Source organism: Bordetella sputigena, from assembly GCF_965137885.1.
Classification (GTDB): domain Bacteria; phylum Pseudomonadota; class Gammaproteobacteria; order Burkholderiales; family Burkholderiaceae_B; genus Bordetella_C; species Bordetella_C sputigena.
Genome location: NZ_CBCSCA010000007.1, coordinates 303,470 through 320,332 on the forward strand (window position 1 = coordinate 303,470; position 16,863 = coordinate 320,332).

Sequence of the window (16,863 nt, forward strand, 5' to 3'; positions counted from 1 at the left end):
CAAGGAAAGACCATGCCTTTATCGCGTCGGAATTTCGTCCTGGGCACGACCGGGATACTGGGTGCGTCCGCCATCGGCGCGCCGCGCTTCGCCAGCGCGGCCGGCGAGCCGCTGCGCATAGGCTGGCTGGCCGCGCTGACCGGCCCCAGCTCCGCGCCGGGCGTCGGCTTCGACCGCGGCGTGAAGTTCGCGGCCGAAACGCTGAACGCCGCGGGCGGCGTCAAAGGCCGCAAGATCGAGATCATCACCCGCGATACGCAGGGCGATCCCACCAAGGCGGTGAACGCCACGCAGGAGATGATCAACTCGGTCAAGGTGGACGCCATCTGGGGGCCGACCAATTCCGGCGAATCGCTGGCCGTCACGCCTATCATGGCGCGCGCCCGCGTACCCAACATCCATCCCTGCGTGATCGACAGCCTGATCGACCCGAAGAAATTCCCCAACGCCTTCCGCATCGCGCCGTCCAACGAACAATGGGACGATGCGACCCGCAACTACTGCCTGAAAGTGCTGAAGGTCAAGAAGGTCGCCGTGATCGGCGACACCACCGGCTACGGCGTCAGCGCGCTGAAGGCCAGCGTGGCGAACTTCAAGCGCGATGGCGCCGAGGTGGTCTACAGCAACAACATCGACGCCACGCAGCCGGACATGACGCCCGACATGACGCGCGCGCGCAACGCCGGCGCGGAAGTCATCGTGATCTGGAGCGTATCCACCGGCATGGAGGCGCGCCTGTTCAACGCGCGCGGCGAGATGGGCTGGGATGTAGTGTTTGCCGGCCATCCGTCCATGGCGTCCGGCGAAATCCGCGGCCTGCTCAGCAAGCCGCAGAACTGGGACAAGGTCTACGCGGTGGGCTACCGCAGCTGCAGCTACGACGCCAGCGGCAAGCTGCCGCCGCGCTCGCAGGAATTCGTCGACAAGGTGCGGGGCAAGGTGAACCTGGACGACACACTGTTCTGGTGGGTCACGGCGGGCTACGACGCGGTGCACATGGTGGCGAAGGCCGTGCAGGAAAGCGGGGCTTCATCCAAAGAGATCATTGCCTACTGGAACTCGCTGAATCCCTATCAAGGCTACTTCGGCAATTACACCTACACGCCCGAACAGCACAACGGCTATCCCACGGCGGACGTCGTCATGTCGGCGGCCAACTCCGCCAAGCACGGCACTTTCGCGCTGGCTCCCGGCTACGCCTGAACCGGAGGACCCACGATGCTCGGCTCCATCATCGCATCCGGCCTGGCGATGGGCGCGGTCTACGCGCTCATCGGCATTACCTACAACACCATGTTCGCGACCTCGCGGGTGATGAGCTTTACCGCGGGGCAGCTGGGCATGCTGGGCGGCGTGCTGGGCTCCCTGTTCATCCTGAAGCTGGGGTTGCCGCCATGGCTGGGGTTCATCGCGACGCTGGCCGGCTGCGCCGTGATGGGCGTGGTCACGGAGCTGATCGCGGTGCGGCCGGTGCTCAAGAGCCTGGACCAGCACTTGTACGTGCTGTCCACGCTGGCGCTGGCGCTGATGGTCCAACAGGTCACCGCCATCGAATGGGGCACGGAGCCGCAGCCCTTTCCGCGGCTGTTCGGGCTGGGCTCGGGCGTCACGGACGAGAAATTCTGGCTGCCGGTCATCGCCTGCGCCCTGGTGGTGCTGGGGCTGGAGTACCTGTATCGCCGCACGCTGGTCGGCATGGCCTTCCTGGCGGTGGCGGAAGACAACTTCGCGGCGCGCGCGCTGGGCCTGCCGGAAAGGCAGCTGCGCGTGTGGAGCTATGTGCTGGCGGCGGTCATCGGCGGCATCGCGGGCTTCGCCAGCGGGCAGCTGATGCTGGCTTTCTTCGCCAACGGCACGCTGCTGAACTTCTATGGCTTCGTGCCGGTGGCGCTGGGCGGGCTGGGCAATAACCGCGGCGCGCTGATCGGCGGACTTGCATTGGGCTTGTTCCAGCAAGCGGCCAACTTCACCGTTGGCGGCGTCTTCGCATCCATCGCGGTGTTCGTGCTGTTCATCGTCGTGCTGCTGGCGGTGCCGCAAGGCTTGTTCGGCAGCTCGACGGCGCGGAGGGTGTGATGGGCGTGAAAAGCGAGCTGCAAGGGATGGGTGCGGCGATGCGTCGTCCGCGATCGACGGACGGCCGCGGCAAGGCCACGGCTGGCGACGGCCATGACGCATCGGGCGGCGGTAGCCGGGCCGCCGGTTCCGGCGGCGCCACCGCGCCCCGGACGCGTGCCGGCAGGGCCGACCTGCGCGCCCTCTGGCCCTTCCTGGCCATCTTCCTGCTGGCGGCGCTGCTGCCCTTCAGCGGCAACACGTACTGGACCGTCATCGCCACGCGCGCGGCCATCTACTGGATCCTGGTGTCCGGCCTGAACCTGGTGGTGGGCTTCGCGGGGCAACTGGCCATCGGCTACGTGGCCCTGCTCACGCTGGGCGCCTACATCGCCAGCGTACTGTCGGCCGGCAATGTGCTGCCTGCCCTGCCGCCTTTCGTCGCGCTGGCCTGCGCCGGCGTGGGCGGCGGCATTTTCGGCCTGATCGTCGGCCTGCCGGCGCTGCGGCTGCGCACCTTCTACTTCGCGATGACCACGCTGGGCTTCGCCACCATCGTCACGCAGATCGCATTGGCATGGCAGGACGTGACCGGCGGCGGCATCGGCCTGTCGGGGCCGGCGCTGCCCGCGCCCTTCGACAGCGAACTGGGACTGTACTACCTGTGCCTGGCCATCGCCGCGGTCTGCACGCTGCTGACGTCCAACGTGGCCCGCAGCCGCTACGGCCGTGGCCTGATCGCGGTGCGCGACGCCGAAGTCGCGGCCGAAGGCAGCGGCATTTCCAAGGTCAGGCTGCTTTCCATGGTCTTCGTCCTGGCCGGCGTCCTGGCGGCGGTGGCCGGCGGGCTGTTCGCCTCGCTGCAGACCTATATCACGCCGGACGCCTTTACCTTCGAGCTCTCGGTGCTGTTCTTCATCTCCATCCTGATCGGCGGCCGCGGTTCCATCCTGGGGCCGCTGCTCGGCACGCTGATCCTGACCGTATTGCCGGAGATCGCCGCGCCGCTGGCCGCGTGGTCGAACTTTCTTTATGCCTTGATGCTGCTGGTGATCGTGCTCGCCGCGCCCGGCGGCATCGCGGCGCTGTTGGACTTCCACAACCGGCGTCCGCTGCCGGCCGATCGCGGCATCGCGCCGGATCCCGCCGCGCTGGGCCAATTACTGACGGCCGCCCCCGCGCGCGGCGGCATCGCGCTGGAGAACATCGTGCTCAGCTTCGGCGGCGTGCGCGCCATCGATGGCCTGAGCCTGACCATTGCGCCAGGCCAGATACACGGGCTGATCGGCCCCAACGGCAGCGGCAAGACCACTACGCTGAACGTGATCTCCGGCTATTGCACGCCGGAAGCCGGCACGCTGGCCCTGAACGGCGAACCGCTCGCGCTCGGCCGGCCGTTGCTGCGCGCGCCGCGCGGCATCGCTCGCACCTACCAGACGCCGCGCATCATCGGCGAGGCTTCCGTCCTGCAGAACGTGATGATAGGCGGCACGCTGCAAGGCCATGCGTCCTTCGTCGAATCGCTGTTGCAACTGCCGCGCCATCGCCGCGACGAACAGGTCCTGCACGATGCCGCGCGGACCGCGCTGCGTATCGTCGGCCTGGGCGCGGTGGCGGATGTGCGGGCGGACCGCTTGCAGCACAGCGAACTGCGCTTCCTGGAAATCGCCCGCGCGCTGATGCTGCGTCCTGCCTTCCTGCTGCTGGACGAACCGGCCGCGGGCCTGGCCGCCGAGGAGATCCGCCGCCTGGGCGAGCTGATCCGCCACATCGCGCGGCAAGGTACGGGGGTATTGCTGGTCGAGCACCATGCCGACCTGATCTTCGACATCTGCGATCACGTCACCGTGCTGAACCTGGGCCGCGTGCTGGCCGACGGCACGCCGGCGCAGGTGCGCGAACACAAGGAGGTGGTTAGTGCCTATCTCGGAGGATAAGACAGCTCGCGCGGACAGCGCGGACTACCGTGGCTCGCCGCGGTCCATCGGCAGTGCGGACACAAATGCGTCCGCCGCGCCATTGCTGACGGTGCGCGGCCTGGCGGCGGGCTACGGCAAGATCGGCATCCTGCACGGCATAGACCTGGACGTCGGCGCCGGGGAGATCGTCGCCATCCTGGGTCCGAACGGCGCCGGCAAGAGCACGCTGATGCGCGCCATCTCCGGCCTGCTGCCGCTTGGCGCCGGCAGCATATCCTTCGGCGGCGTCGACCTGAGCCGCGCCACGCCGCGCGATGCGGCGCGCGCGGGACTGGTGCACGTCATCGAAGGCCATCGCGTCTTTACCCAGCAAAGCGTGATCGACAACCTGATGCTGGCGGGCTACGATGCGCCGCGAGCGGAACGCAGGACGCGCGTGGACGAAGCCCTGGCCTACTTCCCGGAAATCGCGGCCAAGCGCCATGACCGCGCGGGCGCGCTGAGCGGCGGGCAGCAACAGATGCTGGTGGTCGCGCAAGGCCTGGTCAAGCGGCCCCGCTTGCTTATCCTCGACGAACCGTCCGCCGGCTTGTCGCCCGTCCTGGTCGATCGTGTCCTGACGGTCGCCGGACAGCTGCGCAAGCAAGGCACGGCGATCGTGCTCGTGGAACAACTGGTGGAGAAAGCGCTGGCCCTGGCCGACCGCGTCTACGCGCTGGCGCAAGGGCGCATCGCCATGCAAGCCGGCACCCGCGAAGCCGACCTGGCCGCACGCCTGGAGCGGGCCTATTTTGGAGACCATGGCCGTGTGGCAGCCCAGTGAACGCTATCCCGATCCGCGCATCGAAGTCATCGATCCGCGCTTTTCCCGCTACGTTATCTTCTCGGCCGCCGTCGAGAAGCTGGGCGAGGGCATGCGCTGGGCGGAGGGGCCGGTATGGTTCGGCGATGGCCGCTATCTGCTGGTCAGCGATATCCCCAACAATCGCATCATGCGGTGGGACGAAGCCACGGGCGCGTTCAGCATCTTCCGCCAGCCGTCGCGCAATGCGAACGGCAATACGCGCGATCTGCTCGGGCGGCTGATTACCTGCGAACACGAAGGCCGGCGGGTGACGCGTACCGAGCACGATGGGTCCGTCACGGTGCTGGCGGATAGCTATCAGGGCAAGCGGCTGAATTCGCCCAACGATGTGGTGGTGAAGTCGGACGGGTCGGTGTGGTTCACGGATCCGCCGTTCGGCATCGGCGGCTGGTACGAAGGGTTGCCTGGCAAACAGGAGTTGCCGGCCCAGGTCTACCGCTGGGACGCGGAGACGGGCGAGCTTACGGTGGTGATCGAGGGGGCCGATGGGCCCAATGGGCTGTGCTTTTCTCCGGACGAAAGCGTGCTTTATCTCGTCCAATCGCGGGCGACGCCGCATCGGTTGATCACCGCGCACGATGTATCGGCGGATGGTCGTAGCGTGGGCGCGGGCCGCGTCCATATCGACTGCGGTCCGGGTACTTCGGATGGGATACGCTGTGATGTCGACGGCAATCTGTGGTGTGGGTGGGGGATGGGATCGGAGGCGCTGGACGGTGTCGCCGTGTTTGCGCCTGATGGTGTGCGCATCGGGCACATCCATCTGCCGGAGCGCTGCGCGAATCTGTGCTTCGGCGGCTTGCAGAGGAATCGCTTGTTCATGGCGGCGGGGAAGTCGTTGTACTCCGTCTACGTCAACACGCAGGGCGCCACGGTTTTGCGCTGAACCTGGTTGGTTGTTGGCTGATGGGGTGTTTCGTTGGTCGACGGTGGTGGTTCAGTAGGCTGTTGCGGGTCTGGTGCTGTTGCAGGTCTGGTGCTGTTGTGGGTCATGGTGCTAGTGCCGTCCGTCGGGGCAGTCCCCCTGTCGGGTCCAGCCCGATCGGCCGGTCCGGCGCGCGGGCGCCGGACTCCCGCTTCGTCTTCCTCGTACGGCGGCCGAACGTCACTTGGGTTCTTGCGTCTTTTTCGCCCGGCCGTCCTCCCTACGGAAGCCCTCGCGCGGCCTCAACGGGCTGGCCCCGACAGGGGGACTGCCCCGACGGACTCGGGTGTGCCTCAATCACGGGCGCTGCGGCGGGCTGTGTGCTTGGCCCTTCGTGGCTACGTGGTGTGAGTCAAGAAAGATCTGCTGCTGCCTGGCGCTGCAAGGCCGCCCAGCGCGGCCCCGCATCACCTACGCGTCTGGGTGTGCGTCGGCTGCTTTGTGGCGCGGGGCCGTGGTGCGTGAGTGGAAATCGATGCATGCAATGGGTGCGGATGTGTGCATGCGGTCTTCCCGGGCCCCCAGCGGTCCCGGGAAGACCTACGGGCTGTGCCTTGCCACGACCGCCGCTACGCGGAGATCGTCAAGCCGTTGAAGCACATCAACGCGCAGCGGCTGAATCGATGCAGACCACTGCCATCGTCCCGAGCCCCGATCAACGCAGGAAAGCACCCGACGCACACCAACGCGCGTAGGTGATGCGTGGCCGCGCTGGGCGGCCACGCAGCGCCGGGCACTGAAAGATCTTTCTACGGCGGAAGATCACACCAACGAAGGGCCAAGCAAACCGACGACCGCGGCATCCGTGTATGAGGCACACCCGAGTCCGGCGGGGCAGTCCCCCTGTCGGGGCCAGCCCGTTGAGGCCGCGCGAGGGCTTCCGTAGGGAGGACGGCCGGGCGAAAAAGACGCAAGAACCCAAGTGACGTTCGGCCGCCGTACGAGGAAGACGAAGCGGGAGTCCGGCGCCCGCGCGCCGGACCGGCCGATCGGGCTGGACCCGACAGGGGGACTGCCCCGACGGACGGCACTAGCACGACGACCCACAACAGCACCAGACCCGCAACAGCCTACCGAACCACCACCAGCAAACGGGTCAGCGAAGCATCAAAACCAAGCCACCCGCGAAACACCAACTTCAGAACCGCGCAAACACTCCCCGCAAGACCTCCAGCTCCTCCGTCTGCGAAAGGGCCAACGACAGCAGTATCCGCGCCTTTTGCGGACTGAGCGAGCTCCCCGCGATCCACCCGTTCTCGCGCAGCGCCCGCCGATTCGCCACACGACCGCTGCCGGCCCGCGAACACTGGACCAGCGCCAAGCCCGCGCGCCGCGCGCTTTCGTAAGCATCGCGCTCCGCTTGCGCCGGCATCCCCGGCGCCATGCCGGCGCAGACGATCCCCCGCGCGCCCGCGGCCACACAGGCCTGTACCAGCGCGCCATCCGCGCCTATGTACGAATACACGATATCCACGCGCGGCAAGGCAACATCATCCGCCAGCGCGGTGAAATCCGGCCACGCCGGTTCGCTGGCGCCACCAGCGAAAGAACGCGACTCATCATTCCGCCGGTAATAGAAAACCCCGTCAGGATCCACCACCCCCAACGCCCCGAAATCCGCCGACCGGAACGTCTGCACGCGCAGCGTATGCGTCTTCACCACATCGCGCGCCGAACAGATCTCATCGTTCAACACCACCAGAACTCCACGGCCACGCGACTGCGGCGCCGCCGCCGTGCGCAAGGCGGCGATCACATTCATCGGCGCATCCGAACCCACCGCGCTGAGCGGCCGCTGCGCGCCCACCAGCACGACTGGCTGCTCCAGCGACATTGTCAGGTCCAGGAAAAACGCGGTCTCCTCCAGCGACGCCGTTCCATGCAGGATCACGAACCCCGCCAGGTCCGGCTGTTCCGCCGCCATCCGCCGTATCGTCGCGCGCAGCGCGAACCAATCCTGCGTGGTGATCGCCGAACTGCTCACTTCCCGGAACGGCACCAGCACCGTGCGCGCCACCGAGGCCGTTTCCGGAATCGCCTCCAGCACATCCGCCACGCTGAGCTTCGTGCCGAACTCCGGATAGTCCATCGTATCCAGCGGCCCCGTGCCGCGCGACGTAATGGTGCCGCCGCAGCCGATGATCGCCACGCGCGGAAGAGAACTGCTGCCTGTCATGAATGTGCTCCCCTGGATCGCGAGCCCATGCCGGGGTGAGTCACAGTAGCGTGATTGGGCCGGGTCCCGCGTCGTCGCAATCGCGCGACGGCCGTCACACTAGCCCTGTTGCAGGATTCGCGCAAATGCCTGCGCCGTCGGATTCAGGTTGTCCGGCCGACGCGCGCAATACAGATCGACGTCGAACGCGTCGGGCAGCCCCGCCAGCGGCCGGTACACCACGGAATTGCGCAGTCCCGCCGCCGACTCCGGCACCAGCGCCATCCCCATGCCGCCTTCCACCAAGGCCAGCAGCGTCGGCAGCACGCTTTCGTAAACGATGCGCGGCCGCACATTGTGCTCGCGGCACAGGCGTGTCTGCACCGCATTGAAGTACGAAGACCCCTCGCGCTGGAAGCCCACCATAGCCTGCCCGTCCAGCTTGCCCATCGGTACCACCGCCAGTTCGCCGAACGGATGATCGGCCGGCATCGCCAGCACCATCTTCTCGCGATGTACGCGCTCGAAGATCAGGTCCGGTTCGGTCGCGCGCGGCAGCCGGCGGAAGATCGCAATGTCCAGCGTCCCGGACATCAGGCGATCGGTGATCGTGCCCGTCAGCTCTTCGAACAGCATCAGCTCCACGTCGGGATACTTGGCGCGGTAGCGCGCGATCGCGCCCGGCAGCACGCGATAGGCCGCGGTGCTGACGAAGCCCACCGCCAGCCGGCCGGCATCGCCGCTGCCCGCGCGCCGCACCGCGCGCAGGATCGAGTCGTTCTCGTCGACCAGCCGCCGTGCGCGGGGCAAGAGCACCTCGCCCGCCTGGGTCAGCCGCACCGAACGCGTCGATCGCACGAACAGTTCGGTGCCGACCTCCGCCTCGAACTGCCGTATCAGCTGGCTGAGCGGCGGCTGGCTGATGTTCAGCCGGATCGCCGCGCGGCCGAAGTGCAGCTCTTCGGCCACCACGACGAAAGCCCGCAGCGCGCGTGAAAGCAGAGCCATCGTTTTCCCGAATGATTAGGTCAAGATCTGTCTTAATGATGCCCTTATATTGTATTAGACATATCAATCGACGCTCCATAAAGTACTCAGGCCAGACAGCCGGCCCACGCCGACAGCGCGCGCCTTCCGCCGCCACCGCTGACTCGGCCTGACCGGGCAACCCCAAGGGGGTCGCCACGAATACATCCACGGAACGTTGCAGTGAAACCTTTGAATCAGCTGACCGCGTGGGAAGCGGCCGCCGCCATCGAGCGCGGCGAGACCACGCCCACCGCCGTCGTCCAGGCCTGCCTGGAGCGCATCGCCGAACGCAATGAGCAAATCCAGGCCTTCGTGGCCTCTGACCCGGAGCTCGCCCTGGCCGGGGCGCGGGCAGCCGAAGCCATGCCCGCGGGACCGCTGCGCGGCATTCCCTTCGCCGCCAAGGACATCTTCGACACCGTCGACTATCCCACCGAATACGGCTCGCCCATCTACCGCGGCCACCGCCCCGTCGCCGACGCGGGCTGCGTGGCCCTGGCCAAACATCGCGGCGCCGTGCTGATGGGCAAGGTCGCCACCGGTGAATTCGCCACGCAGACGCCCAGCAAGGCAGTCAACCCGCTGCGCGTCACGCATACGCCCGGCGGCTCGTCCAGCGGCTCGGCCGCCGCGGTGGGCGACTACATGGTGCCCGTGGCCTTCGGCACGCAGACCACCGGCTCCATCGTACGGCCGGCCATCTATTGCGGCGCCGTCGGCTACAAGCCCAGCTTCGGCCTGATCGCGACGGGCGGCATGAAACCGCTGAGCCCGTCGCAGGACACCGTGGGCGTGATCACGCGCGACGTCGCCGATGCCGCCTTCTTCACGATGGGCCTGCATGGCGCGCGCGACGTCATGTCCGGCAGCGTCCTGCGTCCGCGTATCGGCCTGTGCCTGTCGCGCCAATGGGACTACGCGCATCCGTCCACCATCGCCGCCATCGAGCGCGCCGCCGACACGCTGGCCAGGGCCGGCGCGCAGGTAACGCGCTTCTGGCTGCCCGCCGAGTTCGAAGCGCTGGAGGCCATGCAGCTGCGCCTGTTCGCCTTCGAAGCGCGCCAGACGCTGGCGCAGGAACGCCTGCACAACGAAAGCCAGCTGAGCCCACGCCTGCAGGCCCGGCTGCGCGGCGGGGCCGACGTCGGATTGGACGAATACACGGCGATGCTCCAACACGTCGCGCAAATGCGGGCGCGTGCCCGCGCGCTGTTCGATGACTATGACGTACTGCTCTATCCCGCCGCCGACGGCGAGGCGGAAGCCGGCCATGCCAATTCCGGGTCGCCGCGCTACGGCGCCATCTGGACGCTGCTGCATATGCCCTGCGTTTCCTTCCCGCTCGAAACCGGGCCCGGCGGACTGCCGCTGGGCGCGCAACTCATAGGCGCATACGGCCAGGACAACCGCCTGCTGGCCGCCGCGCGATTCGCCACATCGGTACTGGGCTCCGTGCTCCGGCCGGTCCACTGATCCATTTTCAACCGCACTGTTTCCAGAACAAGGGGAATGCCTCATGCATGCGAAGAAACTGCTTGGTAGCCTGATATTGGCCGCGCTGGGCGCCGGCGCCGCGCTGTCCGCGCACGCGCAGGAGACACTGAAGATCGGCGGCATCGGACCGCTGTCCGGCGGCGGCACCGCCTGGGGCCTGGCCGTGCAGCGCGGCGTGCAGATGGCCATCGACGAGGTCAACGCACAAGGCGGGCTGAAGGTCGGCGGCAAGACCTACAAGCCCGAACTGGTGATGTACGACGACAAGTACACCGCCACCGGCGGCCGCACCGCGGCCGAGCGCCTGGTCAACTACGACAAGGTCAAGTTCGTCATCGGCCCCATCGGCACGCCGTCGGCCATGGCGGTGGTGCCCATCACCAACCAGGCCAAGGTCATCGTGCTGTCCAATGGCTACGCGCCCGACATCCTCAAGCAGGGCGGCGCCAACGGCTACAACTTCCGCTCGATGAACAGCAATATCGAGTTCGGCCCGGCGATGGTGAAGTGGCTGAAGGAAACCCATCCGCAGGTCAAGAAGGTCGCGCTGATCGTGCCCAACGACGCCACCGGTCAGGTCGTGCTGCCCACCCTGGGCCAGACCTACAAGGACAACGGCTACACCGTGTGGTCGGAAAGCTATGAGCGCGGCTCCAAGGAATTCACGCCGCTGCTCACGCGCATGATGGCGCAGGGCGTGGACATCCTGGACCTGAACCTGAACGCGCCGGGCGAAGCGGGCCTGCTGGTCAAGCAGGCGCGGCAGATCGGCTACAAGGGCCTGATCTGGCAGGTCGGCGGCCCCGGCATCGACGAAATCAACGACATCGCCGGCCCCAACGCCGAAGGCTTCATGTCCTATGACGTGTTCGACTTCCGCGAACCCGGCGCGCAGAAGTTCGTCGATGCCTACAAGAAGCGCTGGAGCGGCGTGATCAATGCGCAGACGCCGGGCTGGTACAACTCCGCCAAGATCCTGTTCAAGGCGCTGGAGAATGCCGGCACCGTGACCGACACCGACAAGGTCCGCACCGCCCTGGAGAACATCGGCGGCTACGACGCCGGCATCTACGGTCCGGTGGTGTGGGGCGGCCAGAAGGCCTACGGCGTGAATCGCCAGCTGCTGAACAAGTTCTGGATCACCCAGATCAAGGACGGCAAGCCCCAGACCATTACGTCCCTGACGCCCGTCAAGGAATAAGCCTTATCCGCGCGGCGCGGCGGCCGGATGATGGCCGCCACGCCGTGCGTTCCGCCTTTTAGGGGATTGCATGTTTTCCGCACCGGTCCTGACCCAGGTGCTGATAAACGGCCTGAGCCTCAGCGCGATCTACGTCCTGATCGCCCTGGGGTTCACGCTGTTGTTCGGCATCATGAAAGTGGTCAATTTCGCGCATGGCAGCCTGGCGATGCTGGGCGGCTATGCGCTGCATTATTACTTCGGCGAGTTCAAGCTGCCTTATGTGGTGGCCATCCTGCTGGCCGGGCTGACCGTCGCCGCCGGCAGCATGATTCTGGAATGGCTGGTGTACCGCCGCTTCTACCAGAAGATGTTCCAGAGCATGATAGGCCTGCTGGGACTGGATATCGCCATCGTCTACAGCTGCGTGCTGATCTTCGACGTCTACGAACGTTCGATACCCGCCGCGCTGGACAGCATGGTTTCGGTCGGCTCGGTATCGATCCCGGCCGACAAACTGATGATCATCGGCATCGCGATCGTGGTGCTGCTGGCGTTCTGGGGCTTCATGAGCCTGAGCCGCTACGGCCTGGCCGTGCGCGCCGCATCGGAAGATATCGAAATCGCCGAAGCGCAGGGCGTCAATACGCGCCGCATCTATCAGCTGGCGTTTTTCCTGGCCGCTTTCATGACCGCCATCGCCGGCGCGATCTACGCGCAGACCTATGCGCTGTCGCCGTTCATGGGCGAGCGCCCGCTGATGGTGGCCTTCATCGTGGTGATCCTGGGCGGCATGGGCAGCATCCCCGGCGCGGCGCTGGGCGGCGTGCTGTTCGGCTTCGGCGAAAGCTTCCTGTCCACCTTCTATGGCTCGGCCACCTCCACTTTCGTATCCTTCGGCGTGGTCATCGCGCTGCTGGTGGTGCGCCCGTGGGGCCTGCTTGGAAAACCGGAACGCTGAGGCCGCCATGTCGAATACTTCCTTGAATCCCCCCATCGCGCGCCATACCGACGGCGCGCCGCGCGGAATGAAGGTGCTGGCCATGGGCGTGCTGACGACCGTGGTGCTGGCCGTGCTGCCGCACGTGGCCGACAATGCCTTCATCCTGGCCATCGGCGCGCTGATCCTGCTGAACGTCATCGGCGCGCTCAGCCTGCACCTGATCATCCGCACCGGCCACATTTCGTTTTCGCATGCCGGCTTCATGGGCGTGGGCGCCTATGCCTGCGCGCTGTCGGTGCTGAAGCTGGGCGTGTCGCCCTTCGTCGGCCTGGCGATAGGCGCGGGTGCTTCGGCGCTGCTGGCCTTGCTGGTGGGCCCGATCGTGCTGCGCCTGACCGGCAAGTACTTCGTGCTGGTCACCTTCCTGCTGGGCGAGATCATCCGCCTGGTGCTGGTCGAGTGGGAAAGCGTGACGGGCGGCTCCAATGGCCTGTCCAACCTGCCCGACCTGCATGCCGGCTGGAGCTCGCCGCTGGCGCAGTACTACATCGCCCTGGTCGCCGCGGTGCTGGTGGCGGCGCTGTGCATCCGCCTGCTGATGTCCGAGGTCGGACGCGCCATGGATGCGGCGCGCGAAGCCGAACGCGTCACCGAATGCGCCGGCGTGCCGGTCATCCGGCTGAAGGTCGGCATCTTCGTGCTGGGTTGCGCGCTGGTGGGCCTGCAGGGCGGTCTGCTGGCGTTCTTCATGCACTACATCGATCCCACCACCTTCGGCATGACGGACTCGCTGAACCTGGTGGTGATGAACGTGCTGGGCGGCATGTACAACGTCGTCGGTCCCATCGTCGGCGCGGTCTTCCTGGTGGCGCTGCCGGAACTGCTGCGCGGCTACGTGGAAATCCAGCGCATCCTGTTCGGCGTGGCGCTGATCCTGGTGATGGCCTCGTTCTCGTCCGGCCTGGTCGGGCTGGCCGCCATGCTGCGCGGCGCGCGGCGCGACAACAAGGAGGCGCGCGCATGAAAAAGCTGCTCAATGTGGACGGCATAGGCATCAGCTTCGGCGGCCTGAAGGCCGTCGACGGCGTTACCTTCGAGGTCTATGAAGGCGAGATCCTGGGCGTCATCGGCCCCAACGGCGCCGGCAAGACCACGCTGGTCAACCTGATCAGCGGCGTCATCAAGCCCTCGCGCGGCACGGTGGTCTTCCGCGAGGAAACCGTCACCGGCATGGCGCCTTCGCGCCTGACCGAGCGCGGCCTGGTGCGCACCTTCCAATCGACGGCGGTCTATGCGCAGCGCAGCGTGCGCGAAAACATCGTGCGCGGCTCCTATCTGACGCGCTATCCCGGCTTCCTGGCCACGCTGTTCGATACGCCGCGCGCCAGGCGCCAGCGCGCCGAATCGGATGCCCAGGTCGAAGAGCTGCTGCATCGCATGGGGCTGGCCGCGGTGGCCGACGATGCCGCCGGCAGCCTGCCCTACGGCATGCAGAAGATCCTGGGCATCGCCATCGCGCTGGCGGCGCGGCCCACGCTGCTGATGCTGGACGAACCCGTGGCCGGCCTCAGCGCCGAGGAAACCGACCAGGTGCGCGACGCCATCCTGCGCGTGCGCGAGTCGGGCGTCACGGTCATGGTCATCGACCACAACATGCGCTTCATCGCCGGCCTGTGCGACCGCCTGCTGGTGGTGGCTTCGGGCCAGGAACTGACGCGCGGCAAGCCGGATGAAGTCCTGCGCGACCGCCGCGTCGTCGAGGCTTACTTGGGAACTAGGAATGTCACTGCTGGAATTGCGTAATCTGGACGTGCGCTACGGCCGCGTGGCCGGCACGCGCGCGATCAGCCTGAGCATAGGCGAAGCCGAAACCGTGGCCTTGATCGGCTCCAACGGCGCCGGCAAGAGCAGCACGCTCAAGGCCATCACCGGACTCGTCAGCGGCTACGGCGGCGACATCCTGTGGCAAGGCAAAAGCATCAAAGGCCTGGCCGCATCGGAAGTGGTCAAGCTGGGCATAGGCTTTTCGCCGGAAGGCCGCCGCGTGTTTCCGTCGCTGTCGGTGCAGGAAAACCTGAAGATGGGCGCCTTCGGCCGCGGCGGCGATCGCCTGGCCGAGCGCATGGAACAGATGTTCGGCTATTTTCCGCGCCTGAAGGAACGCGCGCGGCAGGCGGCGGGCAGCCTGTCCGGCGGCGAGCAGCAGATGCTGGCCATCGGCCGCGCGCTGATGAGCGGCCCCAAGCTGTTCCTGCTGGACGAGCCTTCGCTGGGGCTGGCGCCCATCATCGTCGAACGCATCGGCGACATCCTGCTGGAAATCCAGCAGCGCGAAGGCCTGGCCTTCGTGCTGGCGGAACAGAATGCCAACTGGGCGATGCGCGTGGCCAGACGCACGGCCATCCTGCAGCTGGGCGAAAAGGTATTCGACGACGAATCCGCCGCGCTCCTGGAGGATCCCAAGGTACAGACCGCTTTCCTGGGGGTGTAGCGACGCGAACGGCCCGGCGAGGCCCCGCCGAGGCCGCCCCGTTGTGGACATCCACGCGCCAAACCCCTGAACTTCACTCTGTCGTCGACTCTCACACTCGGATCGAACCCATGCTACTTCCCTACCACGACCGGTATCCGTACAGCGCCATCACCAAACGCCCCGACTACAGCTGGCCCGGCGGCAAGCGCCTGGCCGTTTACCTGGGCCTGAACATCGAGCACTTCGCCTTCGGCGCCGGCAAGGGCCATCACCTGGGCACCGAATTGCCGCAGCCCGACGCGCGCGGCTTCGCCTGGCGCGACTACGGCAATCGCGTCGGCGTATGGCGCCTGCTGGAACTGTTCGACGAACTGGAGCTGCCGGCCTCGCACCTGATGAACACGGTGCTGTTCGAGTACGCTCCGGACGTGCTGGAGCCCATCCTGAAGCGCGGCGACGAACTCATCGGCCACGGCCGCACCAACGCCGAAGCGCAAGGCCACCTATGGCCCGCCGACGAAGCCCGCCTGCTGACCGAAGTGCGTGAAGCCATCAAGAAACACGCCGGCCAGGACGTGCGCGGCTGGATGGGGCCGTGGATGTCGCAAAGCGCGCAGACGCCCGAACTGCTGGTGGATACCGGCTACAAGTTCGTGATGGACTGGCCCGCCGACGACCAGCCGGTATGGATGAAGACCCGCTCCGGCCCGCTGATGTCGGTGCCGTATCCGCTGGAAATCAACGATTCCCCGCAGATGCTGGTGCGGCGCCACACCGCGCAGGACTTCGAACAGATGATCATCGAGCAGTTCGAGGAAATGCTGGTCCAGTCGGAGAAACAGCCGCTGGTGTGCGGCATCGCCCTGCACACGATGATCGTCGGCCAGCCTTATCGCCTGCGCGCGCTGCGGCGGGCACTGAAGCACATCGTCGAACATCCGCAGCGCGACAAGGTGTGGTTCACCCGCCCCGGGGAAATCTACGACCACTGCGCGGGATTGAAGGACGGCGTAATGATCCGTCCTTGAACACTTGATGTAGCGGGAGGGATGCCGCGCCGGACGACGCCTGGCGCGGCTTTTTTTTGAATTTACGTTGGCAAGACGCCACAAGTTATTTCTGCAACGTTGAGCAATTGTTTGGCTCTCTTCGGTATCTTCCGTGAAATTCCCCTCGATGCGGCGCAACAATCCCCCGGGGCCCAAGAAATAATTCGATAAAGCCTGGTAGCTTGTGGAGTTACACAACAGGGCGCCTTGTTAAACAAAGATCCTTAACTCACAATCAGTCGCACATGCGTCCCGCCCGCAGCATTTCGGCCTAATCCGCATGCACTGCAACTCGTTGAGGGATCTTGTATGCAAGGTGCCGCATTAGCGTATTTGCATGGCCGCCTTTGCATGCCGCAGTGGCGGGATTTCCTCCGGGCCCAGGCCGAGGAGTTTCGCGCGCATCTGTCGACGGACGAGCTGCGCGGCCTGATGCGCCGTATCGGTGCGCGCTTCGCCGCCCAGCATCCCTTGCCCGCCTGCGGCAGCATCGCCGAGTTGCGCGATGCCATGAACGCGGCATGGCAACCATTGGATTGGGGGCTGGTCGAGCTGGCCGACCTGGACGATGCGGCGCTACTGATCGAACACCTTTGCTCGCCGCTGGCGGCCGCGTTCGGCGCCGGCGAGCTGGACTGGACGCCCGCCTTCCTGGAAGGCGTGTACCAGGGTTGGATGTCGGCCGCGGGGGCCGGCGACACACTGCAGGTACGGCTGCAACAGGCCGATCCCGCTACGGGCAGCCTGCGATTCGTATTTTCCAGATGAGGGGCCCG

Annotated in this window: 15 protein-coding genes; 13 read left to right on the forward strand and 2 right to left on the reverse strand. The window is 66.5% G+C overall.

All coding sequences use genetic code 11. The annotated features are described in order from the left end of the window. The first annotated feature begins 12 nt into the window (after window positions 1-12). From ACNA0R_RS16080 to ACNA0R_RS16100, 5 genes are read left to right on the forward strand one after another with little or no spacing between them, the layout of a single operon-like run. Window positions 13-1,203 (forward strand): ABC transporter substrate-binding protein, encoded by a 1,191-nt coding sequence (locus ACNA0R_RS16080; RefSeq protein WP_415827021.1) that lies wholly within the window; start codon window positions 13-15, stop codon window positions 1,201-1,203. Window positions 1,204-1,218: 15 nt separating this feature from the next. Then, a complete protein-coding gene (locus tag ACNA0R_RS16085) occupies window positions 1,219-2,076 on the forward strand; it encodes a branched-chain amino acid ABC transporter permease (RefSeq protein WP_415827022.1) in 858 nt (285 codons plus the stop codon). Beyond that, window positions 2,076-3,992 (forward strand): branched-chain amino acid ABC transporter ATP-binding protein/permease, encoded by a 1,917-nt coding sequence (locus ACNA0R_RS16090; RefSeq protein ID WP_415827023.1) that lies wholly within the window; start codon window positions 2,076-2,078, stop codon window positions 3,990-3,992. The genes ACNA0R_RS16085 and ACNA0R_RS16090 overlap by 1 nt, the downstream gene beginning before the upstream one ends. After that, on the forward strand, window positions 3,973-4,797 hold the full coding sequence (locus tag ACNA0R_RS16095) for an ABC transporter ATP-binding protein (RefSeq protein WP_415827024.1): 825 nt from the start codon (window positions 3,973-3,975) through the stop codon (window positions 4,795-4,797). Before ACNA0R_RS16090 ends, ACNA0R_RS16095 begins: the two co-directional genes overlap by 20 nt. Then, entirely contained in the window at window positions 4,775-5,725 is a 951-nt protein-coding gene (locus tag ACNA0R_RS16100; RefSeq protein ID WP_415827025.1) for an SMP-30/gluconolactonase/LRE family protein, read from the forward strand. The genes ACNA0R_RS16095 and ACNA0R_RS16100 overlap by 23 nt, the downstream gene beginning before the upstream one ends. A gap of 1,177 nt (window positions 5,726-6,902) precedes the next feature. Here the strand turns inward: ACNA0R_RS16100 and ACNA0R_RS16105 are convergent. Beyond that, window positions 6,903-7,940, reverse strand: coding sequence for an asparaginase (locus ACNA0R_RS16105; RefSeq protein WP_415827026.1), 1,038 nt, complete (start codon window positions 7,938-7,940; stop codon window positions 6,903-6,905). A gap of 99 nt (window positions 7,941-8,039) precedes the next feature. Further along, entirely contained in the window at window positions 8,040-8,927 is an 888-nt protein-coding gene (locus tag ACNA0R_RS16110) for a LysR substrate-binding domain-containing protein (RefSeq protein ID WP_415827027.1), read from the reverse strand. Between the two features lie 201 nt (window positions 8,928-9,128). On the opposite strand from ACNA0R_RS16110, the gene ACNA0R_RS16115 reads away from it, so the two are divergent. The 8 genes from ACNA0R_RS16115 to bcsD all read left to right on the forward strand — a co-directional run bounded on the left by ACNA0R_RS16115 (window position 9,129) and on the right by bcsD (window position 16,855). Further along, window positions 9,129-10,421 carry an amidase gene (locus ACNA0R_RS16115; protein WP_415827028.1) on the forward strand — a complete coding sequence of 431 codons (1,293 nt, stop codon included), beginning with the start codon at window positions 9,129-9,131 and terminating at the stop codon, window positions 10,419-10,421. A 43-nt stretch (window positions 10,422-10,464) separates the two neighbouring features. Then, window positions 10,465-11,643 (forward strand): ABC transporter substrate-binding protein, encoded by a 1,179-nt coding sequence (locus ACNA0R_RS16120; RefSeq protein ID WP_415827029.1) that lies wholly within the window; start codon window positions 10,465-10,467, stop codon window positions 11,641-11,643. A gap of 70 nt (window positions 11,644-11,713) precedes the next feature. Beyond that, window positions 11,714-12,583 (forward strand): branched-chain amino acid ABC transporter permease, encoded by an 870-nt coding sequence (locus ACNA0R_RS16125; protein WP_415827030.1) that lies wholly within the window; start codon window positions 11,714-11,716, stop codon window positions 12,581-12,583. A 7-nt stretch (window positions 12,584-12,590) separates the two neighbouring features. Further along, window positions 12,591-13,589 (forward strand): branched-chain amino acid ABC transporter permease, encoded by a 999-nt coding sequence (locus ACNA0R_RS16130; protein ID WP_415827031.1) that lies wholly within the window; start codon window positions 12,591-12,593, stop codon window positions 13,587-13,589. After that, complete coding sequence (locus ACNA0R_RS16135) at window positions 13,586-14,368, forward strand: ABC transporter ATP-binding protein (RefSeq protein WP_415827032.1); 783 nt, start codon at window positions 13,586-13,588, stop codon at window positions 14,366-14,368. The genes ACNA0R_RS16130 and ACNA0R_RS16135 overlap by 4 nt, the downstream gene beginning before the upstream one ends. Continuing rightward, window positions 14,346-15,056 (forward strand): ABC transporter ATP-binding protein, encoded by a 711-nt coding sequence (locus tag ACNA0R_RS16140; protein ID WP_415827033.1) that lies wholly within the window; start codon window positions 14,346-14,348, stop codon window positions 15,054-15,056. The genes ACNA0R_RS16135 and ACNA0R_RS16140 overlap by 23 nt, the downstream gene beginning before the upstream one ends. 110 nt (window positions 15,057-15,166) lie before the next feature. Beyond that, a complete protein-coding gene (locus tag ACNA0R_RS16145; RefSeq protein ID WP_415827034.1) occupies window positions 15,167-16,066 on the forward strand; it encodes a polysaccharide deacetylase family protein in 900 nt (299 codons plus the stop codon). 372 nt (window positions 16,067-16,438) lie between these two features. After that, the gene (gene bcsD / locus ACNA0R_RS16150) at window positions 16,439-16,855 is read left to right on the forward strand and encodes a cellulose biosynthesis protein BcsD (RefSeq protein ID WP_415827035.1); all 417 of its coding nucleotides are present in this window, start codon (window positions 16,439-16,441) and stop codon (window positions 16,853-16,855) included. Window positions 16,856-16,863 lie beyond the last annotated feature (8 nt).